Source organism: Paracoccus aerius, from assembly GCF_014656455.1.
GTDB classification, from domain to species: Bacteria; Pseudomonadota; Alphaproteobacteria; order Rhodobacterales; family Rhodobacteraceae; genus Paracoccus; species Paracoccus aerius.
In genome coordinates, this window is the sequence record NZ_BNCL01000007.1 from 165,725 (window position 1) to 190,900 (window position 25,176).

Consider the following 25,176-nt stretch of genomic DNA (forward strand, 5'->3'; position numbering starts at 1 on the left):
TCTGCGGCCCTAGTCCTCGCCGCGATAGGGCTGGACGTATTGCAGCGCCATGTCCCAGGGAAAGAAGATCCAGGTGTCCTGGCTGACCTCGGTGACATAGGTCTGGACCATCGGCTTGCCCTTGGGCTTGGCATAGACGGTGCCGAAGTGGGCCTTCGGATACATCTCGCGGATCAGTTCCAGCGTCCGGCCGGAATCGACCAGGTCGTCGATCACCAGGATACCCTCTCCGTCGCCCATCAGGGCAGGGTCCGGCCTGTTCAGAACCTCGAGCTGGCCCTGGCCCGCCTCGGCGCCGACGCCCTTGTAGGACCGGATCGAGATCGAATCGATGGTACGGATGTCCAATTCGCGCGCCACGATCATCGCGGGGACCAGCCCGCCCCGCGTCACTGCCACGACGGCACGCCAGTCCGACCCGTCCAACCGCCATGCAAGCGCGCGGGCGTCGCGGTGCAATTGATCCCAGCTGACGTGGAACCCTTTCTCGTGGGGCAGGCGGTCGATCATGGCAGTCCCTCTTTCAGTGGCGCAGGATCAGCGACAGGCCCAGAAGGCCGATCGCCAGGCCCGCCGCGCGGTCGATCCAGAATTTTGCGACATAATACCTACGCCGCAGCCAAGGCAAAGCCATCAGCGACGCAAGGGCGGTATAAAATGCCAGTTCGACGGAAACTGCCGTAGCGTAAATCACCAGCTTGTCGCCCGCCGTCATCAGCACGGGAAAGATCGACAGCAGCACCGCCGAATAGAACAAGGCGGGTTTGGGATTGGACAGGTTCAGGATCATCCCGGCCAGAAAGCCCATCCCGCGGCTGCTCTCGGCCGGGTCGGGTAGGGGGTCGGGGGCGTGTTTCCAGATCTTCCAGGCGATCCAGACCAGATAGGCGCCCCCCAGGATCTTCAGCGCCACATAAGTCCAGGGCATTGCGCGGAAGATGACGGTCAGTCCCAGCAGCGCGAAGATGCACCAGATCGACGCGCCGACAGCCAGCCCCCATCCATAGGGCAGGGCGCGCCTGCGTCCCAGGGCGAAGGCGCTTTGGCTGACGGCGATGACGCCCGGTCCGGGCGACAGGATCGCCAGGGACAGGGTGCCGACGAACAGGGCAATCTGATCGGCCGTGATCGTCATGGCGGGGCGATCAGTCCTTCTTCACCGTCGCGATGTCAGGCGCGTCCACGGCCTTCATGCCCACGACGTGATAGCCTGCATCGACGTGATGCGTCTCGCCCGTGACGCCTGCGCCAAGATGGGACAGCAGATACAGGGCCGAATTGCCCACATCCTCGGTCGTGACGTTGCGGCGCAGGGGCGAGTTCAACTCGTTCCACTTCATGATATAGCGGAAATCGCCGATGCCGCTGGCGGCCAGGGTCTTGATCGGGCCGGCGCTTATCGCATTGACGCGGATCCGGTCCTTGCCCAGATCCTCGGCCAGATAGCGCACGCTGGCTTCAAGCGCGGCCTTGGCCACGCCCATCACGTTGTAATGGGGCATCACCCGTTCCGCGCCGTAATAGGTCAGAGTCAGCAGGCTGCCGCCGTTCGGCATCATCGCCGAAGCGTGCCGCGCCACCGCCGTGAACGAATAGACCGAGATGTCCATTGTCATCAGGAAATTGTCGCGCGTCGTGTCGGCATAGCGGCCGCGCAGCTGGTCCTTGTCTGAAAAGCCGATGGCATGAACCACGAAATCCAGAGTGCCCCATTCCTGTTGAAGCGATTGAAACAGTTTCTCGATGGATGCCTCGTCGCTGACATCGCAGGGTAGGACCAGCGACGAGCCAAGCTGCGCGGCCAGCGGATCGACCCGCTTCTTCAGCGCCTCGCCCTGATACGAGAAGGCAAGTTCGGCACCTTCGTTTGCCACGGCGCGGGCGATGCCCCAGGCGATCGACTTGTCGTTCGCCAAACCCATGATGAGGCCGCGCTTGCCAGCCATCAATCCCTGCTTCTGCTCGCTTGACATGTGCTGCCTCTCGCGCTTTCAACCCTTTGTAAAAGGTGCTTAGGCCAAAGGGTTGCTAGCATCAAGCGCAAGGAAAGCACCATGGTTGATCGAGACGGATTGTTTGCGGGCGACGACCCGTTCGACATCGCGCGACGCTGGCTGTCCGAGGCGGAACGGACCGAGCCGAACGATCCCAACGCGATCGCCCTTGCAACGGTGGACGAGGATGGCCTGCCCGACGCGCGCATGGTTCTTCTCAAGGAGATCGAGGGGCAGGGGGCCGGCGGCGGCTTCGTCTTCTACACCAATTACGACAGCGCGAAGGGCCGGCAGATCGCGGCCACGGGCAAGGCGGCCTTCGTGATGCACTGGAAGTCCCTGCGCCGCCAGATCCGCGTGCGCGGCGATGTCACGCGGGTCGAGGGACCGCAGGCCGACGCCTATTACAACAGCCGGGCCCTGCAAAGCCGGATCGGGGCTTGGGCCTCGCAGCAGTCCCGCCCGCTGGAAAGCCGCGCCGCGCTGCTGGCCGAAGCTGCCCGCCAAGGCCTGCGCCACGGCACAAACCCGCCAAGGCCGCCCTTCTGGGGTGGGTTCAGAATCACCCCAAGGCAGATCGAGTTCTGGGCTGACGGCGCTTTCCGGTTGCATGACCGCTTTCGCTGGGACAAAGAGGCCTCTGGTGCGTGGATTGTACAGCGGCTGTCACCCTAGGGCTTGACGAACGGGCCTTGGTGGCTGACCATGAATGATAGGCGCGGGTTTCGCGCTTGTCTTCCGTGAACGACCGCCGCTTGCAGGCACAAATTGAACGGTTGGTTTGGTTGAATTCGGGGCAGGACAAGACGCGCTGAGCGCATGTGGTGGAAAGATGACGGATGAGAAGGGACTGAAGCTGGTATCTGGCCTGGTCAAGTGGTTTGACCCGACCAAGGGCTATGGCTTCATCCTGAACGAGGAAGGCGGCGCGGACATTTTGCTGCACGCCAACGTGCTCAGGAATTTCGGACGCAGTTCGGTCGCCGACCAGTCGCGCGTGACGGTCTGGATGCAGCCGACCCAGCGTGGGCTGCAGGCAACCGAGGTGGTGTCGATCGAACCGCCCATTTCGGACGGCTCGGCGCCCATCGCGGATCTGGACAACGGCGTGATCGAGCATCTCGAGGCGCTGCCCCTGCGTCCCGCCCGCGTGAAGTGGTTCGACAAGGCCAAGGGCTTTGGCTTCGCCAACATCTTCGGCCATCCCGACGATGTCTTCCTGCATGTCGAGGTGCTGCGGCATTCCGGCTTTGCCGACCTCTCCATCGGCGAGGCGATCGGCATCCGCGTCGTCGAAGGCCCGCGCGGCCTCATGGCGGCCCAGGTGACCAGCTGGGATCGCGGCACCGAACAGGGGGGCAGCAGCCTGGCGGCAGACCACCTTGGAGACCAGGTGCAGGACATCAAGGACTTCATGGCGCATGTGGCCGAATAAGGTCGCGCCAGCGGCCTTTCTCCTGTCCGTCCTGGCGGCGTTTCCCGGTGCCGCCGATGTCGCCTGCGCCCCCGACCGGGCGACTTTCCAGACCGATGGCGGCCCCGTCTCGTTCCAGGTCGAACTGGCCGATGACGAGGCCGAACGCGCCCAGGGACTGATGTTCCGCAAGTCCCTGCCACGGGGCGACGGGATGCTGTTCATCTATGACGAACCCCGCGCCGTCAGCTTCTGGATGCGCAACACCTTCATCCCGCTGGACCTGATCTTCATGGACGAAGCCGGGGTGATCCGCCACATCCACCGCAACGCCGTCCCTCTGGACGAGACTCCGATTTCAGGCGCGGCTGTCGGAGATCCATCACCCGAACGCCGGATGATCCTTGAGATCGCGGGGGGCGAGGCCGGCCATTTCGGGCTGGCCGTCGGTCAGGCCATGGCGCATCCCGCGCTGGATCAGGATTTGGCCGAACTGCCCTGCCGCTAGGGCTTTCCACCGGCGACGCGATCCGCTAAACGGATCGCGTCGGGGCGTAGCGCAGCCTGGTAGCGCGACGGTTTTGGGTACCGTAGGCCGGAAGTTCGAATCTTCTCGCCCCGACCACCGCCTTCATTCCGCCGCCTTCACCGCCATCGGGTTGTTCGGATGCGTGGTCCAGTTGGCATAGGTGCCGCGGCGGATGCCGGTGCGCAGGTCCATCTCTCCCACCGCCAGTTCGCGCATGTCGATGCAGTTCTCGACCGGGCAGACGTCCAGGCACAGGTTGCACGCGACGCATTCCTCCTCGATCACCTCGAAGACGCGGCCGGGCTTCATGGCGATGGCCTGGTGGCTGGTATCCTCGCAGGCGGCATAGCAGCGGCCGCACTTGATGCACAGGTCCTGGTCGATCCGGGCTTTGGTGACATAGTTCAGGTTCAACTGGTTCCAGTCGGTGACGTTCGGCACCGCCCGCCCGATCAGATCCGACATCGCCATGTCATGGCTGTCCAGATAGTCGCGCAGGCCCGAGATCATCTCCTGCACCACCTTGAAGCCATAGGTCATGGCCGCGGTGCAGACTTGCACCGTGCCCGCGCCAAGGGCCATGAATTCGGCCGCGTCGCGCCAGGTCGTCACCCCGCCGATGCCGCTGATGGGCAAGCCGTATGTGGCGGGGTTGCGCGCGATCTCGGCCACCATGTTCAGGGCGATGGGCTTGACGGCGGGCCCGCAGTAACCGCCATGCGCGCCCTTGCCGTCGATGGTGGGTTCGGGGGCGAACAGGTCCAGATCGACACTTGTGATGCTGTTGATGGTGTTGATCAGGCTGACGGCATCGGCGCCGCCGCGCATCGCGGCCTCGGCCGGTTTGCGGACATCGGTGATGTTGGGCGTCAGCTTCACGATGCAGGGCATGCGCGAGTATTGCTTGACCCACCGCGTCACCATCTCGATGTATTCGGGCACCTGGCCCACGGCGCTGCCCATGCCGCGTTCGGACATCCCGTGCGGGCAGCCGAAGTTCAGTTCCACGCCGTCGGCCCCGGTATCCTCGATCCGGGCCAGGATGTCGCGCCAGGATTGCTCGTCGCAGGGCACCATCAGCGAAATCACCAGGGCGCGGTCGGGATAGTCGCGCTTGACCGACTTGATCTCTCGCAGGTTCACCTCCAGCGGGCGGTCGGTGATCAGTTCGATGTTGTTGATCCCCAGGACCCGGCGGTCAGGACCGTGGATCACGCCATACCGGGGACCGTTCACGTTGACGACGGGCGGGCCTTCGGCACCCAGGGTCTTCCACACCACGCCGCCCCAGCCGGCCTGGAAGGCGCGGCGGACGTTGTATTCCTTGTCGGTGGGCGGGGCAGAGGCCAGCCAGAACGGGTTGGGCGACTTGATTCCGATAAAATTGCTGCGCAGGTCGGCCATGATGGATCTCCTCAGCCGGGAATCTCGACCGGGCGTCCGGTCAGGTGGGCGTCGATGTCTTCGGCGGCGTCGCGGCCCTGGGCCACGGCGGTGACGGTCAGGTCGTCGCCGCCTGCCGCGCAGTCGCCGCCGGCCCAGACGCCGGGGATGCTGGTGCGGCCGGGGCCTGCGACGCCTATCTTGCCGCCGTCCAGTGCCAGGTCCTGCGGCACGCCGTCCAGCCGTTGGCCAATGGCGCGGAACAACTGGTCGGCCTTCAGGCGGAAGCGCTCGTCGGTCAGGTGCAGCCCGCCATCGGGATCGACGGCGGTATAGGCAAACTCGACCTCGACCACCGAGCCGTTGCCGTGGACCTTGACCGGCGCGGCGTTGCAGATGATGCGGACGCCGCTGGCGGTGGCGTGGTCCTGTTCATGGCGGCTGGCGCCCATCTGCGACTGGTCGCGGCGATAGACGATGGTGACGTTTTCCGCCCCCAGCAGACGGGCCTGCACGGCGGCGTCCACCGCCGTCATGCCGCCGCCGATCACCACCACGTCGCGGCCGATGGGCAGGGTGGTCAGGTCGGCTGCCTGGCGCAGGTCGCGGATGAAGCTGACCGCGTCCAGAACGTTGCGGCGTTCCTCGCCCTCGGCCCGCAGGGCGTTCACTCCGCCCAGGCCCATGCCCAGGAAGACCGCGTCATACTCTGCCCGCAGCATCTCCAGCGTGATTTCCTGCCCCAGACGCTGGTCGTGGCGCAGTTCGATCCCGCCGATGCCCAGGATCCAGTCCACCTCGGCCTGGGCAAAGCCGCCGACGGCCTTGTAGCTGGCGATGCCGTATTCGTTCAGCCCGCCAGGCTTGGGCCGCGCCTCGAAGATCGTGACGTCATGGCCCTTGGCGGCAAGTCTGTGCGCGCAAGCAAGGCCGGCGGGACCCGCGCCGACAACCGCGATGCGCTTGCCCGTGGGGGCTGCGCGGCGGAAGGGATGGCCTTCCTGCGCCATCAGCCCGTCGGTCGCGTATCGCTGCAACGCGCCGATCTCGACCGGGTCGCCCTCGGCATCCATGCGCACGCAGGCGCCTTCGCACAGGTTTTCCGTAGGGCAGACCCGGGCGCACATGCCGCCCAGGATATTGGCGTGAAAGATCGTCATCGCCGCCGCGTCGGGCGTGCCCGTCGCGATCTGGCGGATGAACAGCGGGATGTCGATGCTGGTCGGGCAGGCGGTGATGCAGGGCGCATCGTGGCAGAAGTAGCAGCGGTCGGCCGCGACGCGCGCCTCGTGCCGGGTCAGGGGCGGCGCGACATCGGCGAAGTTGGCCGCCAGTTCATGCGGGGTGAGGCGACCGGGAACAACTCCGGCCACCAGCCTGGCTTGGGACATTTGCGTCTCCTGGCTCTCTCCTGTTGGTAAGAATCAGGCTGGCACAGGTCCGTTTTTTTATCAAATGGTAAAAGTTGGGACGCAGGCCTTTGCGGAACTTTCAGGCAGGCAGGTCCAGGATCGCGGCAAGACCGCCCAAGGCAGACCGTTCCAGCCGCAATTCGCCCCCATGCAGGGCGGCAAGATCGGCGACGATGGCAAGCCCCAGCCCCGACCCCGAGGCTCCGTGTTCGTCCAGGCGCCCGCCCCGGATCAGCGCGCGGGGGGCGTCGGTTTCGGCCATGCCCGGGCCGTCATCCTCGATGCGGATGATCAGGCGGTCGGTCTGGGTCACGCGGATCGCCAGCCTGCTGTGGCCCCATTTGACGGCATTGTCGGACAGGTTGCCGATCATCTCCTCAAGATCCTGCCGCTCGCCCGCGAAGCCTGCGTCGGGTGGGCAGTCGATGCTGGCCTCCATGCCCTTATCCCGCAAGGGCCATCGCAGCACCATCAGGATGTCGTCGATGACCGGGCGCACCAGCGTCCGCTGGCCCAGCACGCGGGGTCCGGCGGATCGTGCGCGGCGCAGGTGCCAGCCGATCAGCCGGTCCATGCGGGTGATCAGGGTCTGGCCGTGATGGTGGGGGGGCAATTCGTTCGCCAGCGCCGCCAGGGGCGTCTTCAGCGAATGGGCAAGGTTGCCAAGATGCTGGCGGGATCGGGCCAGAAGATCGGCGTTCTGGTCAAGGGCTGCGTTGATCTCGGCCGTCAGGGGGCGCAGTTCGCTGACATCGGGCCGGGCCAGGCGGTCCCTGGTTCCCGCCCGCACCCGGGCCAGATCGCGGCACAGCCGGTCGAGGCTGCCAAGGCCCGCCGTCACCTGCACCACGCTGGCCCCCGCAAGCACGATCCCCAGCACCGCCAGGGCAAGGCCCAGCGGGCGGCTGATCTGGCGCAGGCTGTCGTCGATCTGGCCACGCGGCGCGGTGACGGTGACCGCAACCCGCGAATCGCTGTCGGGCAGGGTGGCCTGACGGCGCAACACGCGCAGGGCCGCACCGTCCGCGCCCACCCCGCGCCCGCCCGTGATATTGCCGACCGGCCCCTGCAGCGACCCGTCCAGCAGCGATGCCGACCGGGCAATCACGCTGTCACCCGCCTCGACCTGCCAATACCATCCGCTGAAGGGCAGGCCGAAACGAGGATCCGTCGGGGCGTCGTCCAGTTCGATCCGGCCGCCATCATCGGTCTCGACCGAGGCGATCAGCCCGTCCGCGATCGCCGCCGCCTCGGCATCGAAGCGGTCCGTTACGAAATCTTCCAGCAGAGACGAGATGAACAGAAAGGCCGCCAGCAGGGCAGCGCCCAGCCAGACTGCCGCCAGCAGCAGCAGCCGCCCGCGAATCGAGCCGGTCATCCCGCTGCCCGCAGCAGGTAACCCTCGCCCCGGCGGGTCTCGATCACGCCCTCTCCAACCTTCCGGCGCAGCCGGCCGATCACCACCTCGATTGACTTGAAGTCGCGGTCGGTGTCGGTGTCATAGAGGTGGTCCGACAGTTCCGTGCGGCTGACGATCCGGTTCTGGTGATGGATCAGATATGCCAGAATGCGCTGCTCGAACGCGGTCAGCTTCAGCGCCAGGCCGTCGCGGGTGATGACGCCAAGCTGGCTGTCCAGGGACAGGACGCCTGCGCGGATCACGGGGCGCGCATGGCCGGCGGCGCGGCGGATGAGGGTCTGGCAGCGCAACACCACCTCGTCCAGGCGGAAAGGCTTGACGGCATAGTCGTCGGCACCCGCGCGGAAGCCCGCCACCTTGTCGGTCCAGTCGCCGCGCGCGGTCAGGATCAGGACGGGCGTCGTCACCCCCGTATCGCGCCAGCGGGTCAGAACCTCGATCCCCGCCATGCCCGGCAGGCCCAGGTCCAGGATCACCACGTCATAGGATTCCGTCGAACCCAGGAACTCGCCCTGCCTGCCATCCGCCGCGCAGTCGCTGACAAAGCCTGCATCCTGCATGGCGGCGGCCAGTTGAGCGGACAGGACGGGATCATCCTCGACAATCAGGGCGCGCATGGTGTCCTTCCTACTGCTGCGCCGCCTGGCGGGCGGCAAGCTGGCCCCGGCCGGACACCGACAGGAACCGTCCCGTGCGCGCGTCTATGCGGATGTCCAGAAGGTTCTGCTGCGGGGTCATCAGCCGGAACTGATAAACCAGTTCGGCCCCCAGATCCCGTTCATGCGGATGGGGCGCGCGGGTGTCGGCCGCCAGCAGCCGCCCGGCATAGCGGTCCGACACGGCCGCCGCGACCTCGTGCAGGGGCAGGGGGCGGAATTGCTCGATCATCTCGGGCGCGACATCCTGGGCCTGCGCGGGGGCGCAGGTCAGGCAGGCAAGGGCAAGGGCGCGAAGCAGGATCATGGCAGCAGCATAGCGGGCGAAAGCCAAATGGAAACCAAACGGACCATTGGCCATTCGTTCGGTGTGGTTTCGATAGAACGTGATTCGTCGGGGCGGGTTGCCGCCCGGGAAATAGAAAGGAACGATTATGGCCATTTGCAGATTTTCAACTTCGGCCGCCGTGCTGGCGCTTGTTGCGGGCATCGGCACAGGCGCGCTGGCCCAGACCGCCGCGCCGGCCGAACTGCCCGCGCCGATCGCGGGGCTGAACCTGAACAACCTCGAGATCGAGACCAAGCGCGACGGAATGCGCGAGATCGAGGGCCGCACCGCAGATGGCGTCGACATCGAGGCGAAGGTGGACATGGCCGGCAATCTGGTCGAGGTCGAGGCCGATGACGGCGTCCTGCCGCAAGGCCTGATCGACGCCCTGGTGCCCGCGGCCGTGAAAGGAAACCAGGTCATGTCGCTGTTCGGATCGATCACCGAGGTCAAGCAGCGCCCCGAGCATCTGGAGGTCAAGGGCCGCCAGCCCACCGGCGCCGAGATCGAGGTCAAGTTCGACCGCCAGAACGCCCTGATCGGCGTCGAGGTCGATGACGCCGCCGTGCCCGCCGACCTTGTCAACGCGCTGCTGCCCCAGGCCGTGCGTAACAACGAGGTGATCGGCCAGTTCGACCGCATCGACGAGATCGAGAACCGCAATGGCCGCGTCAAGGTCGAGGGCGAGGATGCCAATGGCCGTGACATGCGCGCCGAGTTCGACGCCGATGGACGCGTTCTGCGCTTCGGCAGCGAGGACGGCCCGCGTGGCGACCGCCGTGGCCCGCCTCATCGCGACCACGGTCACAGGGACCATGCCGGACGCGCCGACGGTCCGGTCGAGCGACCGATGGGTGGCCCGCGGGCCCAGGGCCCAGCGGGCGACGCGCGCGGGCCGGCGCCCGTCCCGGCCGATTTCGACGCAGTCGCGCTTAATCAGCGCCTGACGCAGGCCGGCTACGGCAATTTCGGCTTCCTGCGCGCCGACGGACCCCGCCTGATGCTGGAAGCCACCAATCCCCAGGGCGAGGCGGTGACGCTTGAGTTCGACCCCCAGGGAGAGGTGGTTCGCGAGACCGCCCGGTAACTGCATGGCAACGGGCCGGGAAGGGGCGGGCGACCGCCCCTTTTCCCTCAGGCGATATAGCGGTCCCTGCGGTGGTTGAGCGCGATGGTCAGGTTCAGGATCAACGCGCCGAGGAAGCTCCACCCCACGGTTGCGGGATCGCGCAGGGCCAGGGCGACCGCGAACAGCACCGCGTCAAAGGCCAGTTGCACCCAGCCCGCACGGAAACCGGTTGCGTCCTGGACATAAAGGCCGACGATCCCGATGCCGCCCAGCGATGCGCCGTGACGGAACAGCGCGATCATCCCGGCCCCCGTCAGGCAGCCGGCGAGGACTGCACCCACGGCGGGATGGATCTGGCCGAAATGCAGATGGGCCGGCAGGACCACCGCCAGCGCCGAGACGAGGGCCACGGCCATGAAGCTTTTGGCGACAAAGGTCGGGCCGAAGCGCTTCCATCCCAGCCAGTAGAAGGGCAGGTTCACGGCAAAGAACACCGGTCCGAAGGACCAGCCGGTGGCATAGGATATAAGGATCGCCAGCCCCGCCGTCTGCCCCGTGACAAAGCCCAGATGCGTCAGCAGCACCACGCTGACGGCCGCCATGAAGCTGCCGAAGGCGATGCCTTGCGTGTCGTCGAGGGTGCTGTGTCTGGCGGTCGGCGTGCTCATCCGTGGTGCTATCGCCTGCGGGACGCTGTGCCGCAAGGGGTGACGAAGAAGGGGGGCAGTCTGCCCCCCATCCCGTTCCGGGATTCCCCCGAAGGATATTTCGGCACAGAAGATTGATCAGTCGAAGGCGCGGTCTGTGATGATGTGGTTGAACGCACCTTCCGGCGCCTTCGAGATCACCGGATCGGAACCCCCGGCCATCAGCGTGTCCACGGTGCGCTGATAATCAGCCTCGTCCAGGGTGCCGTCGCTGCCTGCGGTCAGCTTGCCGATCTCGGTGACCATGCGGACCTGATGGTCCAGGGTCTGGGCGCCGGTCTCGTCGTTGTCCAGAACGATCTGGGCAGCTTCCTCGGGATTTTCCTCGGCGTATTTCCAGCCCTTCATGCTGGCGCGAACGAATTTCACCAGGTCGGTGACCTTGGCGTCGTCTTCCAACGTGCTTTCCAGGACATAGAGGCCATCCTCCAGCGTGGCGACGCCCTGGTCCTCGTATTTGAAGGTCACCAGATCCTCGGGCGCGATGCCGGCGTCCAGGACCTGGCCGTATTCGTTATAGGTCATGGTGCTGATGCAGGCGGCCTGCTTTTGCAGCAGCGGATCGACGTTGAAGCCCTGCTTCAGGACCGTCACGCCATCCGGGCCGCCTTCGGTCGACAGGCCAAGCTGGCTCATCCAGGACAGGAAGGGATATTCGTTGCCAGAAAACCAGACGCCCAGGGTCTTGCCCTTGAAGTCGGTCTTGGGATCGGTGATGCCGCTTTCCTTGAGGCAGGTCAGCATCATCCCGGACGCCTTGAAGGGCTGGGCGATATTGACCAGCGGCAGGCCCTTTTCGCGGGCGGCAAGGGCGGCAGGCATCCATTCGACGATCACATCCGCGCCGCCCCCTGCAAGCACCTGGGTCGGCGCGATATCCGGACCGCCGGGCAGGATGGTGACGTCCAGGCCCTCCTCTTCATAGAAGCCCTTGTCCTTGGCGACGTAGTAGCCCGCGAACTGCGCCTGCGTGACCCATTTCAATTGCAGGGTCAGTTCCTGCGCGCCCGCGCCGCCCGCCGCCAGGGCAAGTCCGGCGCCCAGCATCAATGTCTTCATCTTCCCTCTCCTGTGTTGGGGTCTTCAACCCCGTTGAGGACGCTGCGACGGGTGCCAGAACGTCACCTTCTTTTCGATCAGCGCCACGATGCCATAGAACAGCGATCCCGCGATGGCCGCCACAAGGATTTCCGCCCAGACCAGCGGCAGATCCAGCCGCCCCACTGCGGTCGAGATGCGAAAGCCCATGCCCTTGGTCGGACTGCCGAAGAACTCGGCCACGATGGCGCCGATCAAGGCCAGGGTGGTGGTAATCTTCAGCCCGTTGAACAGGAAGGGCATGGCGGCGGGCAGGCGCAGCTTCCACAGGCTGGCCCCGTAGGGCGCGGCCCAAGTCGCCATCAGGTCACGCTGCATCGGTTCGGTCGCCGCAAGGCCCGCCACCATGTTCACCAGGATCGGGAAGAACACCATCACCACGACCACGGCGGCCTTCGACTGCCAGTCGAAGCCGAACCACATCACCAGGATCGGCGCGATGCCGACGATGGGCAGGGCGGCGACGAAATTGCCGATGGGCAGCAGCCCGCGTTGCAGGAAGGGGCTGCGGTCGATGGCGATGGCGGTCGCGATGGCGGCACCTGCGCCGATTAGCCAGCCGGTCAGCGCCCCTTTCACGATGGTCTGCACGAAATCGCTCCAGAGGATCGCGGTGTTCGCGGCGAAGCTGGCGCCGATCTGGCTGGGCGCGGGCAGGATCACGGGCGGGACGGCATAGATGCGGACCGCCATTTCCCACAGGATCAGGATCGTGGCGCCGAAGATCAGCGCCACCGCCAGCCGGGTCGCGCGGCTGTCGAAGCGCGACAGCCAGGTGTTGAGGCCGATTGCCCCAATCCAGACCGCGATGACGGGCAGCGCGCTCATCGTGCAAGCCCCATGCGCCGCAGGGTCAGCCGTTCCAGCGCGCCGATCAGCATGACCAGCACGGCGGCCAGGATCGCCGCGGCGAACAGCGCAGCCCAGATCTGCACCGTCTGCCCGTAATAGCTGCCCGAGAGCAGCCGCGCCCCCAGACCCGAGGTCGCGCCGGCAGGAAGCTCTCCGACGATCGTGCCGACGAGGGCTGCGGCAATGGCGACCTTGAGGCTGGCGAACAGGTAGGGCAGCGAGCTGGGCAGCCGCAGGCGCCAGAACTGCTGGACGCGCGATGCGTTCCAACTATGCATCAGGTCAAGCTGCATCGCGTCGGGCGTGCGCAAACCCTTGACCATGCCGACTAGCACCGGAAAGAAGGACAGCCAGGCTGCGATCATTGCCTTGGGCAGAAGCCCGGTCACGCCCATGCTGGCAAAGACCACGATCACCATTGGTGCGATGGCCAGGATCGGCACCGTCTGGCTGGCGACGGCCCAGGGCATCACCGACTGGTCCATCGCGCGGTTGTGGACGATGCCTACCGCCAGCAGGACCCCCGCCGCCGTGCCGATGGCAAAGCCCGCCAGCGTCGCCGACAGCGTGACCCAGCCATGCCAGACCAGGCTGCGCTTCGAGGTGATCTTCTGGCCTGCAATGCCTTCCCACAAGCCTGCCGCTACCTGATGTGGCGCAGGCAGGACCGGACGTTCCAGGGTCAGCGTCTGGCGGATCAGGTCGCCTGTGGTCAGCACCGTGTCGGCCCGCACCGCCTGGTCCCGGACCCATGTGGCGTTCATCCAGATGGCGGCCAGATACCAAATCGCGATGATCGCCAGCAGCACCGTCAGGATGGGCAAGGCGCGCCCAAGCCCGCGGCCCAGGACAGTGGACCCCGGCGAGGCTGTGGCCTCAGTCATAGCTGTGCCCCTCGCGCAGGCCATCGCGGACCTGTTGCGCCAAGGCGATGAACTCGGGCGTGTCGCGGATCTCCAGCGGGCGGTCGCGGGGCAGGGGGCTGTCGATCACCCGCGTGATCCGCCCCGGACGCGGCGACATGACCACGATTTTTGTGGAGAGATACACCGCCTCGGGGATGGAATGGGTGACGAAGCCGATGGTCTTGCCGGTCTTCTTCCACAGGTCCAGCAGCGCCTCGTTCAGGCGGTCGCGCACGATCTCGTCCAGGGCGCCGAAAGGCTCGTCCATCAGCAGGATGTCGGCGTCGAAGGCCAGGGCGCGGGCGATCGAGGCGCGCTGCTGCATCCCGCCCGACAGCTGCCAGGGATACTTGCCGCCGAAGCCCGCCAGGTCCACCAGGTCCAGCACGCGGGCGATCCGTTGTAGTCGGTCCGCCCTTGCAAAGCCCATGATCTCCAGCGGCAGGCTGATGTTTCCGGCGATGGTCCGCCAGGGATAGAGCCCCGGCGCCTGGAAGACATAGCCATAGGCCCGCTGCCGCCGCGCCTGATCCGGCGTCATGTCCGCCACCTCCAGCTTGCCTGCGGTCGGCGTCTCAAGCGCGGCGATGGCGCGCAGGAAGGTCGTCTTGCCGCAGCCCGACGGGCCGATGAAGCTGACGAAATCGCCCCGCTCAATGGTCAGGCTGACGTCCTTCAGCGCATGGACCGGCCCGTCGGCGGTCTGGAAGGTCAGGGAAACGTCGCGGGCCTGGATGACGGTCAAGTCACACCCCGCTTGCCGGGATGCCCGACCGTTCCACCGGGCGCGGGGCGGTCAGTTCCTTCCAGGCCGACAGCGCGCGGTTCACGGTGCCGCGCGGCTCTCGGGGCACGAACTCGCCATGGCCTTCGCGGCTGGTCAGCGTGCCGCTGTCCACCGCCACATGCCCGCGCGTCAGGACATAACGCGGCAGGCCCTTCACGCGCTGCCCCTCGAAGACGTTATAGTCGATGGCCGACTGCTGGCTGTCCGCCGCGATGGTCTTCTCGGCCTCGGGGTCCCAGACTACCAGGTCGGCGTCGCTGCCGACCAGGACCGCGCCCTTGCGGGGATACATCCCCAGGATCTTGGCGATGTTAGTCGAGGTGACGGCCACGAACTCGTTCGGCGTCAGGCGGCCCGTGCCGACCCCATGGGTCCACAGCATCGGCATCCGATCCTCAAGCCCCCCTGTGCCGTTCGGTATCTTGGTGAAGTCGCCGATGCCGGTCCGCTTCTGCGCCGTGGTGAAGGCGCAATGATCCGTCGCCACGACCGACAGAGACCCCGATTGCAGCCCCGCCCACAGGCTGTCCTGGTGCAGCTTGTTGCGGAAGGGCGGCGACATGACGCGACGCGCCGCATGATCCCAGTCCGCGTTGAAATATTCGCCTTCGTCCAGCGTCAGGTGCTGGATCAGCGGCTCGCCCCAGACGCGCTTGCCCTGGGCGCGGGCGCGGCGGATTGCCTCATGGCTGTCCTCGCAGGACACGTGGACCACATACAGCGGCACGCCCGCCATGTCGGCCACCATGATGGCGCGGTTGGTGGCCTCGCCTTCGACCTGCGGGGGGCGGGAATAGGCGTGGGCCTCGGGGCCGGTATTGCCCTCGGCAAGCAGCCTGGCCGAAAGCTCGGCCACCACGTCGCCGTTCTCGGCATGAACCATCGCGATGCCGCCCAGATCGCCGACCCGGCGGAAACTGGCGAACAACTCGTCGTCGTTCACCATCAGCGCGCCCTTGTAGGCCATGAAATGCTTGAAGCTGGTGATGCCGCGATCCACCACCGCCTGCATCTCGTCAAACACCTGCTGGTCCCACCAGGTCACCGCCATGTGGAAGCTGTAATCGCAATGCGCGCGGCCCGACTTGTTGTCCCACATCTGCAGCGCGTCCAGCAGCCCCTGGCCGGGCGAGGGCAGGGCGAAATCCACCACCATCGTCGTTCCGCCCGCCAGCGCCGCCCGCGTGCCGCTGTCGAAGTCATCGGCGGAATAGGTGCCCATGAAGGGCATCTCGAGATGCGTATGCGGGTCGATCCCGCCGGGCATGACATAGCAACCGGTGGCATCCAACACCTTGTCACCCGTCAGCCCTTGGCCGATGGCCGCGATCCGGCCCCCCTCGACCAGCACATCGGCCTTGTAGCTGAGATCAGCCGTGACGACCGTTCCCCCGCGAATAACCGTGCTCATCGACTGGCTCCTTCTTCTTCACGAAAATATCCTGCGGGGGTCCGGGGGCGCAAAGCCCCTGGCTTCGTCTGCGTCAGCGGACAACCTCTGCCGCATCCAGCACCGCGTGCAGCAGCACATCCGCCCCGGCGCTTGCCCATTCCGGCGTGATCTCCTCGGCCTCGTTATGGGACAGCCCGTCCACGCAGGGGCACATGATCATCACCGTGGGCGCCACCTTCGCGATCCAGCACGCGTCGTGGCCCGCGCCCGAGACGATGTTCATGTGGCTGTAGCCCAGCCGTTCGGCGGCATCGCGGACCTTGCCGACAAGGGCCGGATCGAAGGTCACCGGGTCGAAGTGACCGACCGGCTCGATCTCGATCCCCAGGCCCAGTTGGGCGGCGATCTGCGGTGCCTCCTCTTCCAGCCGGGCGCGCATCGCGTTCAGCTTGTCGAGGTCGGGCGAGCGGAAATCGACGGTGAAGACCGCGCGGCCGGGAATCACGTTGCGGCTGTTGGGCCAGACATTGGCCTGTCCCACGGCGCCCACGGCATCGGGCTGGTGGTCCATCGCGATGCGATGCACGGCCTCGATGATGCGCGCCATGCCAAGGCCCGCGTTCACTCGCATTGACATCGGCGTCGATCCGGTATGGGCATCCTTGCCGGTCAACGTGACTTGCAGCCACCACAGGCCCTGGCCATGCGTCACCACGCCGATCTGCTTGCCCTCAGCCTCCAGGATCGGGCCCTGTTCGATATGGTATTCGAACATCGCATGGATGCGGCGTTCCCCCGGAACCTCGTCCCCCCGCCAGCCGATGCGGTCCAGTTCGTCGCCGAACAGCTTGCCCTCGGCGTCGGTGCGGCTGTTGGCGTAATCCTCGGTCAACACGCCCGCAAAGACGCCGGACGCCAGCATGGCGGGGGCAAAGCGGGCACCTTCCTCGTTCGTCCAGTTGGTCACCACGATGGGGCGGCGCGTCATGATGCCCATGTCGCGGATGGACCGGATCACCTCCAGCCCCGCCAGCACGCCCAGCACGCCGTCGAACCTGCCGCCCGTCGGCTGGGTGTCCAGATGGCTGCCGATATAGACCGGATCAAGCTCCGGCTCGGCCCCTTCGTGGCGCATGAACATGTTGCCCATGCGGTCGAGGCCCATGGTCATGCCCGCATCCTCGCACCACCGGCGGAACAGGGCGCGGCCCTCGGCGTCGGCATCCGTCAGGGTCTGGCGGTTGTTGCCGCCGGCGATGCCCGGCCCGACAAGGGCCATTTGCATCAGGCTGTCCCACAGCCTTTCGCCGTCGATCTTCATGTTGGCAGCCGGAACCAGCCCGCTGGCGTCGGTCATCTGTCGTCCTTCCTGTCGGGCCGCCCCGTTCTGGCGCGAGGTCGGCTTGATGGGTCTGGCCCTGTGGGAAAAGGCCTAAAACCCTTCCATTATTGACCAAATGGTCAGGATCACGCTACCACGGGGCATGGTTCAGTCAAGCGTTCAGACGCCTGTTCGCGGAACCGCCGGGGCGCTGCCCGAAATTGCACCATCGGACCGAGGCTGGAATGGCAGATCACACCGAACCGCCCTTGTCCCGCATCCAGCAGAAGAACCGCGAGCTGATCCTGAAGGGCGCGCTGACGGTCTTTTCGGCCAATGGCTTCCGGGGCGCCACCATCGACCAGATCGCCGAGGCAGCTGGACTGTCGAAGCCCAACGTCCTTTACTACTTCGCCTCCAAGGACGAGATCCACCGGACGCTGCTGACGACCCTTCTGGACATGTGGCTTGCGCCGATGTTGCGCATCAACCCGCGGGGCGAGCCCCTGGCCGAGGTGCTGGCCTATGTCCAGGCCAAGCTGGAGATGTCGCGCCGCTTTCCGCGCGAAAGCAGGCTTTTCGCCCACGAGATCCTGCAAGGCGCGCCCCACCTGACCGAGATCCTGGGCGGCGGCTTGCGCGAGGTGGTGGACGGGGCGGCGGCCATCCTGCAGGGCTGGATGGACGAAGGCCGCCTGGCCCCGGTCGAGCCGCGCCACCTGATCTTTTCCATCTGGGCGCTGACCCAGCATTATGCCGATTTCGACGTACAGGTTCGGGCTGTCCTTGGGCCAAGCCATGACCCCCTTGCCGAGGCGGGGCCTTTCCTGGACAACCTTTACCGCAAGATGCTGAGCGTCTAGCAGGGTTCGGTCAGCATCCCCGCCGCCGACTGGATCAGGGCAAGGTTCTCGCGTGCGGCGGCGATGAAATCCTCGACCTCGCCGCTGGCCCAGTCCTTGGTTGCGGCATTCGTCGCGGCGACGATGGCGGCGGCCAGGATCTCGATCTGCGCGGGCTTCGTGTCGGGACAGCGGCGGCGCAGCAATTCGCGCATCTGCGCCCGCCGCGACAGGATGGTCGAGTTGCGCAACGCGCCCAGCTTGGGGTCCTGCGTGGACAGGTGCAGGATGTGCCCCAACAGCTCGCGTTCGTCCAGGAACCGGGCCAGATGGGCGGTGATCAGACGGTCCAGATCCTCGATCAGAGTGCCGCGGCCGGTCACGAATTCCTCGGCCGCGTCGGCCGGATAATCGGGGGCGGGCCCCATCATCGCGGCTTCCTTGTAGGGGTAATAGTTGAAGAAGGTGCGCGTGCTGATCCCCGCTTCCTTGGCGATCGCCTCGGTCGTGACATTGGGCAGGCCATCGCGGACCGCCAGCTGGATTGCCGTCGCCTGGATCTTCTTCGCGGTCCGGTAACGGCGCGTCATCTGCGGCATCTTGCGCTTTCTGATTGTCGTTTATTGTCACGAAAGGGTGTCAGCAATCATGCGTCGCCGTCAAGGCGCATTGCCCATCCGCCTGATTCGAAACAGTGGCCCATGAAAAAACGCCGCGCGCCAGGGCGAGCGACGTTGCAGGCAAGCGGTCTGAAAGCGGCGCAGGGCGCGTCAGGCGCCCCAGGTGCGGATCGGCCCGCAATCCATGTGGACGAAGTTCGACCGGGAATACTTGCCGACGCCGCCTGCACGGCAGGACATCGCGGCATTGTACATCTGGCCCACCGAGCGCGACTTCAGCCGCAGGTCTGCCGCCTTGCCCACCATGTGCAGCGAGTTGCGCGCTACCCCGCCGGAACTGCGGCGCAGCATCGCGTTTGTGCGCGGCGAGCGATAGCCCGACAGCATCATGTAGGGTTCATTGGTCTGCAGCAGCCGGTGCGAGGCAGCGGCCACGTCAACCGTGCGCGGGTCGATCCCGATCGCCTCGCCCGAGCGCCAGTCGCGCATGAAGATGTTGATCTCGTTCAGGGCTTCGCGGATGTACTTGCCATCCACCCAATAGACCGTGTCCAGGCTTTCGCCGGTGCGGCCCGAATACATGCGGATGCGGCGCATGTCGCCCGCGCCGCGCAACAGTCCGAAGGCGTTGCCCATTACGGGTGCTGCCGCCACGGTTGTAGCCGCGAACACACCCAGGATGCCGCGACGTGAAAGAAGGTCGAATGTCATGTCAGATCGCCTGTCCCGCTTCGTCTTTTTTCCGCCGCATCCCGTGCGACGCCACCGAGGTTATCCCCGGTTGCCTAACAATATGTCAAAAGGCCGTGCGGTCGGGAAAGAGATTCCTGCCGCCCAGCCCAGTATCGGCGGAAATTAGGCGAAATTCTGCCGATACTTAGTCGCTGTGGCCGATCGGTCTCGTGGCTGTGGCGCGGCTGCAACCATCCGGCCCAGGTGCCCGTTTCCCTGCCTGCAATTGCTGGTGCCGGACCCGGCAAACTGGCAGAATCCGGCGCAGACGTTGGAAGGAACTGGAATGCGCGGCTGGACAGTCATCGCGGCTATTACGTTGATCTTGGGCGGACAATCGGCGGTTGCGCAGCCTCGGCTTGGACTGGCCCCGGCCTTGGGTGTTGCCGTGGCACCACGGCTGGATTTCAGCCCCGAGGAGTTGGCCCTGGCAGAAGCCGCAGCCGGCCTGCCCGAGCTTGCAGCCTATTACGGGGCGAACGGCTTGCGGCCGATCTTCACCGGCGAGAATGCCGTGAAATTGCGCAGCGCCTTGGTCGACGCCACGGCCACCGCGCCCCAGCACGGCATTCCCGCAAGCCGCTATGCCCTGGATACGCGACCCGCCGATGCCGCGGATGCGAGGTCCGAGGTCGCGCAGGCGCGTGTCCTTGTCCGGTACATGCGCGACATGACGGGCGGGATGATTCGTCCCGGTTCCGTCGACCCCCTGATCAAGCGAGAGGTGAAGCGCCCGCCCATCGACCGGCTGATCCGGGACTTTGTTCAATCCCCCGACCCGCGCCAGTTCCTGCTGGACCTGCAACCGCGCCATCCGGCCTATCTTGCCTTGCAACGGGCCCTGACCGGCGGCCAGGCCCTGGCCATCCCCGCCGATCTGCCCCGCGCCCCCGAGGCGCTGTGGCGGCCGGGCGCCCGCGGTGCGGGCGTTGTCCCCATCCGCGCGCGGCTGGAGGCTGCGGGCTTTGCCGCGCCGGCCGGCGATCCGCAGGTCTACGACGCCGCCTTGGCCGATGCGGTGGCGCGCTACCAGGCGGCGGTGGGCCTTCCCTCGGACGGGGTGGCGGGGCCCAAGACAATCGCGCATCTGAACGGCGATGTGCCGCAGGACGGGCGCAATCGCGCGATCGTCGTGGCGCTTGAACGGATGCGGTGGATGGGGTCCGAGGATCTGGACAGCCGTCACGTCTGGGTGAACATCCCCGAGTACACCGCCCGCATCATGGAGAACGGGGCCGAGACCTTCCGCACCCGCACCGTTGTCGGCAGCACCGACCACGATCGCCAGACGCCCGAATTCTCGGACCAGATGGAACATGTGGTGGTGAACCCGCGGTGGAACGTGCCCCGGTCGATCACGGTCAAGGAATACCTGCCCAAGCTGCAGGCCAACCGCAACGCCGTGTCCCACCTGGACGTGGTGGACGGCAACGGCCGGGTGGTCGCCCGCGACCGGATCGACTTCGGGCGCTACACGGCAGCGAACTTCCCCTATCGGATGCGGCAGAAACCCAGTGACGACAATGCCTTGGGGCTGGTGAAGTTCATCTTCCCGAACCCCTGGAACATCTATCTGCACGACACGCCGACGAAGCACCTGTTCCAGCGGGCGTCGCGCGCCTATTCCCACGGCTGCATCCGCATCGGCGATCCGTTCGATCTGGCCCATGCGCTGCTGTCCCGGCAGACCCCTGATCCGCAGGCCATGTTCCAGCGCGCCCTGTCCCGCGAGGACGAGGTCTGGCTGAAGCTGACGCCGGCGGTTCCGGTTCACCTGGTCTATTTCACGGCCTTTCCCGATGCCGATGGCACCATCCGCCGGTTCGAGGATGTCTATGGCCGCGACGCGCCCTTGTATGACGCGATCCAGAAGGCCGGGCTGGATTCATAGGCTCGAAAAGTCTAAGCCCCTCTCCGACAAGGGGGCGATCATGGCTATCACCATCGGACAATTGGCGCAGGCGCTCGAGGCGAAGGCCTGGGGGGATCTGGACCTGCCCGTCACGGGCGCGTCCGAACCCCAGGCCACCGGCCCGGTCGGTCCCGAGGGCGGGGTCATCGCCATGGCCATGGCGCCGAAATATGCGGATGCGCTGAAGCCCGGCAGCATCGCGATCCTGGCCGAGGGCATGGACCCCGAGGCCTATGGCTTGAAGGCCGCGATCTTCGCGCCGCGCCCGCGCCTGCTGATGGCGGGCCTGACGCGCGCCTTCGATCCGGGTCCCGACATCGCCCCCGGCATCCATCCGACAGCGGTCATCGATCTCTCGGCGCAGATCGGGGAGGGTGCCGCGATCGGGCCTTTCGTGGTGATCGGCGCGGATGTGCGGATCGGCCGCGGCGCCCGGATCGGCCCACATGTTTCGATCGGTCGCGGATCGCGCTTGGGGAACGACGTGCTGTTGAACGCGGGCGTGCGGATCGCGCATGGCGTGACCGCGGGCGACCGGCTGGTCGTGCAGTCGAACGCGGTCATCGGCGGCGACGGCTTTTCCTTCGTTACTCCCGAGGAATCGGGGATCGAGGAGATCCGCCGCACCCTGGGCACGCGCGCGGGGATCAAGCAGCAGCACTGGACCCGCATTCATTCCCTGGGCGGGGTCGAGATCGGCGATGACGTGGAAATCGGCGCCAATGCCACCATCGACCGCGGCACGATCCGCGCAACCCGCGTCGGCAACGGCACCAAGATCGACAACCTTGTGATGCTGGGCCACAACGTCACCGTGGGCGACGATTGCCTGCTGTGTTCGCAGGTGGGCGTCGCGGGGTCGGCGCGGATCGGCAACCGCGTCGTTCTGGCCGGCAAGGTCGGCGTGAACGACAATATCGACGTGGGCGACGACGTGATCGCGGGCGGGGCAAGCAAGATCTTCACCCGCGTTCCGGCGGGCCGCGTGGTCCTGGGCAACCCGGCGGTCAAGATGGAAACCCAGATGGAAATCCAGAAGGCCGTCCGCCGCCTGCCGCGCCATGCCGAGCAACTGGCGCGGCTTCAGGAAACCGTTACACGATTGTTGGACAAGGGCTAAGGCAGGAGGCTTCATGACCGACCAGATCAGGAACCGCATCCGGGCCATCATCGCCGAACAGGCCATGCTGGAACCCGACCAGATCACCGACCATTCCACCCCGCAGGACCTGGGCATCGACAGCCTTGGCCTGGTCGAATCGATCTTCGCCATCGAGGAGGAATTCGACATCTCGATCCCGTTCAACGCCAATGAACCGGACAAGTCCGACTTCGACATCTCGAACATGGGCACGATCATGGCCGCGGTCGAACGGCTGGTGGCGCAGAAGGCCGCATGAGTCCGAAGAAGACGGGAAAGAAGGCGGACGTCCCCGCCGCAGTGTCGCGCCCCAGTCCCACCCGACCGGACGGGCTGCGGCGGGTCGTCATCACCGGGGCAGGCACCATCAACGCCCTGGGCCATGACGTGCCCACGACCCTTGCCGCCTTTCGCGAGGGCCGCTGCGGGATCGGCCCGCTGGAGTTCCGCGATGTCGAGCGGCTGTCGATCCAGATCGGCGCGCAGGTCCATCCATGGCAGGCCGAAGATTACTTCAACCGCCAGCAAATCCTGCTTTACGACAAGTTCACCCAGTTCGCGCTGCTGGCCGCCAAGCAGGCCGTCGCGCAGGCGGGGCTGGATTTCCAGGGCGCGCTTGGCCTGCGGTCGGGGGTCGTGCTGGGCACGGCGGGTGGCGGGCTGAACACCTGGGACGAGAATTACCGCACCGTCTACGAGGAAGGGAAGAACCGCGTTCATCCCTTCGTCGTGCCGAAGCTGATGAACAATGCCGCCGCCAGCCATGTCAGCATGGAGTTTGGGCTGCGCGGCCCTGCCTTCACGGTTGCCACCGCCTGCGCCAGTTCCAACCACGCGATGGGCCTGGCCTTCCAGATGATCCGGTCGGGCGGCGCGCAGGTCATGCTGACCGGCGGGTCCGAGGCGATGCTGTGCTTTGGCGGCGTCAAGGCCTGGGAAGGCTTGCGCGTCATGTCCAAGGACGCCTGCCGCCCGTTCTCGGCCAACCGCAACGGCATGGTCCAGGGCGAGGGCGCGGGCGTCTTCGTCTTCGAGGATTACGAACACGCCCATGCCCGCGGTGCCGACATCCTGGCCGAGGTGGTGGGCTTTGCCATGTCCTCGGACGCGCAGGACATCGTCATGCCCTCGGCCCAGGGGGCCGAACGCGCGATCACCGCGACCTTGCAGGATGCCGGCCTGAACCCCGAGGACGTGGGCTATATCAACGCCCACGGCACCGGCACGGCGGCCAACGACAAGACCGAATGCGCCGCCGTTGCCCATGCCTTCGGGCACCACGCCGACCGGCTGATGATGTCGTCGACCAAGGCGATGCACGGCCACATCATCGGCGGCACCGGCGCGGTGGAACTGCTTGCCTGCATCATGGCGCTGCGCGACGGGGTGATCGCGCCGACGATCGGCTATCAGGAAGCGGATCCGGAATGCGCCCTGGACGTGGTGCCGAACGAGGCACGCGATGCGCGGGTCGATGCAGTGCTGTCCAATGCCTTCGCCTTTGGCGGGCTGAACGCCGTGATCGCGCTGCGGCGCGTGTGACGCATGGAAAAACCGCGCCCGAAGGGGGCGCGGTTCATGATCGTGGTCGAAGGATCAGTTCGCCGGCGCCTCGGCAGGGGCCTCTGCAGCCGGTGCATCGGCGGGCGCCTCCGCTGCTGGCGCGGGTTCCGCGGCATAGGCGGTCAGGGCGTCAAAGGCGGCGGTGAAGCCCGCCAGCGACAGCGTCAGGCGCACGGGGTTTTCGCGGTCGCCGCCAAAGGGCAGCAGCGTCACGGTCGCGTTTGCGCCGCGCTTCAGCCCGTCCAGTTCCGCCTGAGTGAAGCCCATGCGGGATACGCAGCCCACCGGCGCGCAGAAGTTGAAGGGATAGCCGCGCGGCTCGGCGGTTCCCACGGCGAAACCCAGGCCCTGCACCAGGTCGGTTTCCAGCGGCGCCACCAGCGTCGCCCCCGCGGCGATCTCCTCGCTGTTGCGCAGCGGGATCAGCGTCATCTCGGCCACCGAATTGCCTTCGCTGTCCTCGAGCAGCTGGTACAGCTCGCACGGATCCTTGCCCTGGTCGGCCCTGAGGCAGCGGGTGGTCCAGTCCTGATGGGTTTCCTTGACGTAATACTGCCCGACCTGCGGTTCGCCATTGGCGGCAGGGGCTGCGCCAGCGGCAGGGGCTGCGCCAGCGGCAGGCGCAGCGCCAGCGGCTGCACCCTCGGCGGGGGCGGCAGGCGCGCCGGCGGGCGCCCCATCCGCTGCCGGGGCCGCCGGAGTTTCGGCGGCGGGTGCTTCCGCTGCCGGTGCTGCTGCCGGTGCCTCAGCCGGTGCTTCGGTCGCGGGGGGCGTGCTGTCCTGCGCGAAGGCCGGGACCGCGATAAGGGCAAGCGCCGCCAGAAGGGCCTGCGAGGGTTTGATTGGCATGGTTGTTTCGTCCCTTTGCTCAATGCGTTGAGCGGGCGTAGCATGTCCGATTTCGTTTGTCAGGCCGCATCGGAAAGGCTGCGTTCACCATGGCTTGACCCCGGATGCGACAGGCGGGCTTCTGCCTGTCGCAGGGTTGAAACGCCTGTGTCACACGGGGGGCGGGAATTTCAAAGGGTCGTGGAACGAACCACGACCCCGACGCCGAACGGCGAACCTCTCCCTGCCGGACTGGCCGGTCATCATTGA

General features: G+C 66.4%; 27 protein-coding genes and 1 tRNA gene. 10 read left to right on the forward strand and 18 right to left on the reverse strand.

Going from position 1 to position 25,176, the window contains the following annotated elements:
• Positions 1 to 9: 9 nt before the first annotated feature.
• Genes gpt through fabI form a run of 3 tightly spaced genes read right to left on the reverse strand, consistent with a single transcriptional unit; the run spans position 10 to position 1,973 of the window.
• A complete protein-coding gene (gene gpt / locus IE224_RS10615; protein ID WP_167621612.1) occupies positions 10 to 510 on the reverse strand; it encodes a xanthine phosphoribosyltransferase in 501 nt (166 codons plus the stop codon).
• 13 nt (positions 511 to 523) lie between these two features.
• On the reverse strand, positions 524 to 1,135 hold the full coding sequence (locus IE224_RS10620; RefSeq protein WP_229849333.1) for a LysE family translocator: 612 nt from the start codon (positions 1,133 to 1,135) through the stop codon (positions 524 to 526).
• Positions 1,136 to 1,145: 10 nt separating this feature from the next.
• Complete coding sequence (gene fabI / locus IE224_RS10625) at positions 1,146 to 1,973, reverse strand: enoyl-ACP reductase FabI (RefSeq protein ID WP_191310199.1); 828 nt, start codon at positions 1,971 to 1,973, stop codon at positions 1,146 to 1,148.
• A gap of 81 nt (positions 1,974 to 2,054) precedes the next feature.
• Between fabI and pdxH the strand changes: the two genes are divergently transcribed.
• The 4 genes from pdxH (at position 2,055) to IE224_RS10645 (ending at position 4,033) form a co-directional block, all read left to right on the forward strand.
• A complete protein-coding gene (pdxH, locus tag IE224_RS10630; RefSeq protein WP_191310201.1) occupies positions 2,055 to 2,669 on the forward strand; it encodes a pyridoxamine 5'-phosphate oxidase in 615 nt (204 codons plus the stop codon).
• Between the two features lie 157 nt (positions 2,670 to 2,826).
• On the forward strand, positions 2,827 to 3,429 hold the full coding sequence (locus IE224_RS10635) for a cold-shock protein (protein WP_167621615.1): 603 nt from the start codon (positions 2,827 to 2,829) through the stop codon (positions 3,427 to 3,429).
• Positions 3,416 to 3,916: a DUF192 domain-containing protein gene (locus IE224_RS10640; RefSeq protein ID WP_191310203.1), complete on the forward strand. Its 501-nt coding sequence runs from the start codon at positions 3,416 to 3,418 to the stop codon at positions 3,914 to 3,916. The genes IE224_RS10635 and IE224_RS10640 overlap by 14 nt, the downstream gene beginning before the upstream one ends.
• A gap of 40 nt (positions 3,917 to 3,956) precedes the next feature.
• Positions 3,957 to 4,033 (forward strand) — tRNA-Pro (locus IE224_RS10645).
• A 6-nt stretch (positions 4,034 to 4,039) separates the two neighbouring features.
• Here the strand turns inward: IE224_RS10645 and preA are convergent.
• The 5 genes from preA to IE224_RS10670 all read right to left on the reverse strand — a co-directional run bounded on the left by preA (position 4,040) and on the right by IE224_RS10670 (position 9,115).
• Positions 4,040 to 5,341 (reverse strand): NAD-dependent dihydropyrimidine dehydrogenase subunit PreA, encoded by a 1,302-nt coding sequence (preA, locus tag IE224_RS10650; protein ID WP_167621617.1) that lies wholly within the window; start codon positions 5,339 to 5,341, stop codon positions 4,040 to 4,042.
• Between the two features lie 11 nt (positions 5,342 to 5,352).
• A complete protein-coding gene (locus IE224_RS10655; RefSeq protein ID WP_191310205.1) occupies positions 5,353 to 6,711 on the reverse strand; it encodes an NAD(P)-dependent oxidoreductase in 1,359 nt (452 codons plus the stop codon).
• A gap of 100 nt (positions 6,712 to 6,811) precedes the next feature.
• Positions 6,812 to 8,110 carry a sensor histidine kinase gene (locus IE224_RS10660; protein WP_191310207.1) on the reverse strand — a complete coding sequence of 433 codons (1,299 nt, stop codon included), beginning with the start codon at positions 8,108 to 8,110 and terminating at the stop codon, positions 6,812 to 6,814.
• On the reverse strand, positions 8,107 to 8,769 hold the full coding sequence (locus tag IE224_RS10665; protein WP_167621620.1) for a response regulator transcription factor: 663 nt from the start codon (positions 8,767 to 8,769) through the stop codon (positions 8,107 to 8,109). The genes IE224_RS10660 and IE224_RS10665 overlap by 4 nt, the downstream gene beginning before the upstream one ends.
• A 10-nt stretch (positions 8,770 to 8,779) precedes the next feature.
• Positions 8,780 to 9,115 (reverse strand): PepSY domain-containing protein, encoded by a 336-nt coding sequence (locus IE224_RS10670; protein WP_167621621.1) that lies wholly within the window; start codon positions 9,113 to 9,115, stop codon positions 8,780 to 8,782.
• A 127-nt stretch (positions 9,116 to 9,242) separates the two neighbouring features.
• Here IE224_RS10670 and IE224_RS10675 point away from each other — a divergent pair, with 127 nt between their 5' ends.
• Positions 9,243 to 10,223 (forward strand): hypothetical protein, encoded by a 981-nt coding sequence (locus IE224_RS10675; RefSeq protein ID WP_191310209.1) that lies wholly within the window; start codon positions 9,243 to 9,245, stop codon positions 10,221 to 10,223.
• Positions 10,224 to 10,270: 47 nt separating this feature from the next.
• On the opposite strand, the gene IE224_RS10680 is transcribed toward IE224_RS10675, so the two are convergent.
• The 7 genes from IE224_RS10680 to IE224_RS10710 all read right to left on the reverse strand — a co-directional run bounded on the left by IE224_RS10680 (position 10,271) and on the right by IE224_RS10710 (position 17,304).
• Entirely contained in the window at positions 10,271 to 10,873 is a 603-nt protein-coding gene (locus IE224_RS10680; RefSeq protein WP_191310211.1) for a YitT family protein, read from the reverse strand.
• A 117-nt stretch (positions 10,874 to 10,990) separates the two neighbouring features.
• The gene (locus IE224_RS10685; protein WP_191310214.1) at positions 10,991 to 11,971 is read right to left on the reverse strand and encodes an ABC transporter substrate-binding protein; all 981 of its coding nucleotides are present in this window, start codon (positions 11,969 to 11,971) and stop codon (positions 10,991 to 10,993) included.
• Positions 11,972 to 11,995: 24 nt separating this feature from the next.
• Entirely contained in the window at positions 11,996 to 12,838 is an 843-nt protein-coding gene (locus IE224_RS10690) for an ABC transporter permease (protein ID WP_191310216.1), read from the reverse strand.
• Positions 12,835 to 13,746: an ABC transporter permease gene (locus tag IE224_RS10695; RefSeq protein WP_191310219.1), complete on the reverse strand. Its 912-nt coding sequence runs from the start codon at positions 13,744 to 13,746 to the stop codon at positions 12,835 to 12,837. Before IE224_RS10695 ends, IE224_RS10690 begins: the two co-directional genes overlap by 4 nt.
• Positions 13,739 to 14,512: an ABC transporter ATP-binding protein gene (locus tag IE224_RS10700; protein WP_191310220.1), complete on the reverse strand. Its 774-nt coding sequence runs from the start codon at positions 14,510 to 14,512 to the stop codon at positions 13,739 to 13,741. Before IE224_RS10700 ends, IE224_RS10695 begins: the two co-directional genes overlap by 8 nt.
• Position 14,513: 1 nt before the next feature.
• The gene (gene hydA, locus IE224_RS10705) at positions 14,514 to 15,965 is read right to left on the reverse strand and encodes a dihydropyrimidinase (protein WP_191310222.1); all 1,452 of its coding nucleotides are present in this window, start codon (positions 15,963 to 15,965) and stop codon (positions 14,514 to 14,516) included.
• A 73-nt stretch (positions 15,966 to 16,038) separates the two neighbouring features.
• Positions 16,039 to 17,304 (reverse strand): Zn-dependent hydrolase, encoded by a 1,266-nt coding sequence (locus tag IE224_RS10710; RefSeq protein ID WP_191310224.1) that lies wholly within the window; start codon positions 17,302 to 17,304, stop codon positions 16,039 to 16,041.
• 209 nt (positions 17,305 to 17,513) lie between these two features.
• Here IE224_RS10710 and IE224_RS10715 point away from each other — a divergent pair, with 209 nt between their 5' ends.
• Positions 17,514 to 18,131, forward strand: coding sequence for a TetR family transcriptional regulator C-terminal domain-containing protein (locus IE224_RS10715; RefSeq protein WP_191310226.1), 618 nt, complete (start codon positions 17,514 to 17,516; stop codon positions 18,129 to 18,131).
• Here IE224_RS10715 and IE224_RS10720 read toward each other — a convergent pair.
• Both IE224_RS10720 and mepK read right to left on the reverse strand, forming a co-directional pair.
• The gene (locus tag IE224_RS10720; RefSeq protein ID WP_167621631.1) at positions 18,128 to 18,700 is read right to left on the reverse strand and encodes a TetR/AcrR family transcriptional regulator; all 573 of its coding nucleotides are present in this window, start codon (positions 18,698 to 18,700) and stop codon (positions 18,128 to 18,130) included. The two genes, IE224_RS10715 and IE224_RS10720, sit on opposite strands and share 4 nt — an antisense overlap.
• 180 nt (positions 18,701 to 18,880) lie before the next feature.
• Positions 18,881 to 19,441, reverse strand: coding sequence for a peptidoglycan L,D-endopeptidase MepK (gene mepK / locus IE224_RS10725; protein WP_167621632.1), 561 nt, complete (start codon positions 19,439 to 19,441; stop codon positions 18,881 to 18,883).
• A 307-nt stretch (positions 19,442 to 19,748) separates the two neighbouring features.
• On the opposite strand from mepK, the gene IE224_RS10730 reads away from it, so the two are divergent.
• The 4 genes from IE224_RS10730 to IE224_RS10745 all read left to right on the forward strand — a co-directional run bounded on the left by IE224_RS10730 (position 19,749) and on the right by IE224_RS10745 (position 24,057).
• Entirely contained in the window at positions 19,749 to 21,353 is a 1,605-nt protein-coding gene (locus tag IE224_RS10730) for a L,D-transpeptidase family protein (protein ID WP_229849334.1), read from the forward strand.
• 40 nt (positions 21,354 to 21,393) lie between these two features.
• Complete coding sequence (gene lpxD / locus IE224_RS10735) at positions 21,394 to 22,494, forward strand: UDP-3-O-(3-hydroxymyristoyl)glucosamine N-acyltransferase (RefSeq protein ID WP_191310228.1); 1,101 nt, start codon at positions 21,394 to 21,396, stop codon at positions 22,492 to 22,494.
• A 13-nt stretch (positions 22,495 to 22,507) separates the two neighbouring features.
• On the forward strand, positions 22,508 to 22,774 hold the full coding sequence (locus tag IE224_RS10740) for an acyl carrier protein (RefSeq protein WP_167621634.1): 267 nt from the start codon (positions 22,508 to 22,510) through the stop codon (positions 22,772 to 22,774).
• Between the two features lie 74 nt (positions 22,775 to 22,848).
• Positions 22,849 to 24,057 carry a beta-ketoacyl-[acyl-carrier-protein] synthase family protein gene (locus tag IE224_RS10745; protein WP_167623391.1) on the forward strand — a complete coding sequence of 403 codons (1,209 nt, stop codon included), beginning with the start codon at positions 22,849 to 22,851 and terminating at the stop codon, positions 24,055 to 24,057.
• Positions 24,058 to 24,111: 54 nt separating this feature from the next.
• On the opposite strand, the gene IE224_RS10750 is transcribed toward IE224_RS10745, so the two are convergent.
• Complete coding sequence (locus IE224_RS10750; RefSeq protein WP_191310230.1) at positions 24,112 to 24,927, reverse strand: invasion associated locus B family protein; 816 nt, start codon at positions 24,925 to 24,927, stop codon at positions 24,112 to 24,114.
• Between the last annotated feature and the right edge of the window lie 249 nt (positions 24,928 to 25,176).

Bases quoted from the DNA above. Each gene is read 5' to 3' on its own strand.
- IE224_RS10670 (WP_167621621.1), bottom strand. From the start codon at position 9,115: ATGATCCTGCTTCGCGCCCTTGCCCTTGCCTGCCTGACCTGCGCCCCC.
- IE224_RS10655 (WP_191310205.1), bottom strand. From the start codon at position 6,711: ATGTCCCAAGCCAGGCTGGTGGCCGGAGTTGTTCCCGGTCGCCTCACC.
- IE224_RS10640 (WP_191310203.1), top strand. From the start codon at position 3,416: ATGTGGCCGAATAAGGTCGCGCCAGCGGCCTTTCTCCTGTCCGTCCTG.
- IE224_RS10675 (WP_191310209.1), top strand. From the start codon at position 9,243: ATGGCCATTTGCAGATTTTCAACTTCGGCCGCCGTGCTGGCGCTTGTT.
- fabI (WP_191310199.1), bottom strand. From the start codon at position 1,973: ATGTCAAGCGAGCAGAAGCAGGGATTGATGGCTGGCAAGCGCGGCCTC.
- IE224_RS10710 (WP_191310224.1), bottom strand. From the start codon at position 17,304: ATGACCGACGCCAGCGGGCTGGTTCCGGCTGCCAACATGAAGATCGAC.
- IE224_RS10750 (WP_191310230.1), bottom strand. From the start codon at position 24,927: ATGCCAATCAAACCCTCGCAGGCCCTTCTGGCGGCGCTTGCCCTTATC.
- IE224_RS10720 (WP_167621631.1), bottom strand. From the start codon at position 18,700: ATGACGCGCCGTTACCGGACCGCGAAGAAGATCCAGGCGACGGCAATC.
- IE224_RS10620 (WP_229849333.1), bottom strand. From the start codon at position 1,135: ATGACGATCACGGCCGATCAGATTGCCCTGTTCGTCGGCACCCTGTCC.
- pdxH (WP_191310201.1), top strand. From the start codon at position 2,055: ATGGTTGATCGAGACGGATTGTTTGCGGGCGACGACCCGTTCGACATC.
- hydA (WP_191310222.1), bottom strand. From the start codon at position 15,965: ATGAGCACGGTTATTCGCGGGGGAACGGTCGTCACGGCTGATCTCAGC.
- IE224_RS10680 (WP_191310211.1), bottom strand. From the start codon at position 10,873: ATGAGCACGCCGACCGCCAGACACAGCACCCTCGACGACACGCAAGGC.
- IE224_RS10715 (WP_191310226.1), top strand. From the start codon at position 17,514: ATGGCAGATCACACCGAACCGCCCTTGTCCCGCATCCAGCAGAAGAAC.
- IE224_RS10685 (WP_191310214.1), bottom strand. From the start codon at position 11,971: ATGAAGACATTGATGCTGGGCGCCGGACTTGCCCTGGCGGCGGGCGGC.
- IE224_RS10730 (WP_229849334.1), top strand. From the start codon at position 19,749: ATGCGCGGCTGGACAGTCATCGCGGCTATTACGTTGATCTTGGGCGGA.
- lpxD (WP_191310228.1), top strand. From the start codon at position 21,394: ATGGCTATCACCATCGGACAATTGGCGCAGGCGCTCGAGGCGAAGGCC.
- gpt (WP_167621612.1), bottom strand. From the start codon at position 510: ATGATCGACCGCCTGCCCCACGAGAAAGGGTTCCACGTCAGCTGGGAT.
- IE224_RS10665 (WP_167621620.1), bottom strand. From the start codon at position 8,769: ATGCGCGCCCTGATTGTCGAGGATGATCCCGTCCTGTCCGCTCAACTG.
- mepK (WP_167621632.1), bottom strand. From the start codon at position 19,441: ATGACATTCGACCTTCTTTCACGTCGCGGCATCCTGGGTGTGTTCGCG.
- IE224_RS10660 (WP_191310207.1), bottom strand. From the start codon at position 8,110: ATGACCGGCTCGATTCGCGGGCGGCTGCTGCTGCTGGCGGCAGTCTGG.
- IE224_RS10740 (WP_167621634.1), top strand. From the start codon at position 22,508: ATGACCGACCAGATCAGGAACCGCATCCGGGCCATCATCGCCGAACAG.
- IE224_RS10690 (WP_191310216.1), bottom strand. From the start codon at position 12,838: ATGAGCGCGCTGCCCGTCATCGCGGTCTGGATTGGGGCAATCGGCCTC.
- IE224_RS10635 (WP_167621615.1), top strand. From the start codon at position 2,827: ATGACGGATGAGAAGGGACTGAAGCTGGTATCTGGCCTGGTCAAGTGG.
- IE224_RS10695 (WP_191310219.1), bottom strand. From the start codon at position 13,746: ATGACTGAGGCCACAGCCTCGCCGGGGTCCACTGTCCTGGGCCGCGGG.
- preA (WP_167621617.1), bottom strand. From the start codon at position 5,341: ATGGCCGACCTGCGCAGCAATTTTATCGGAATCAAGTCGCCCAACCCG.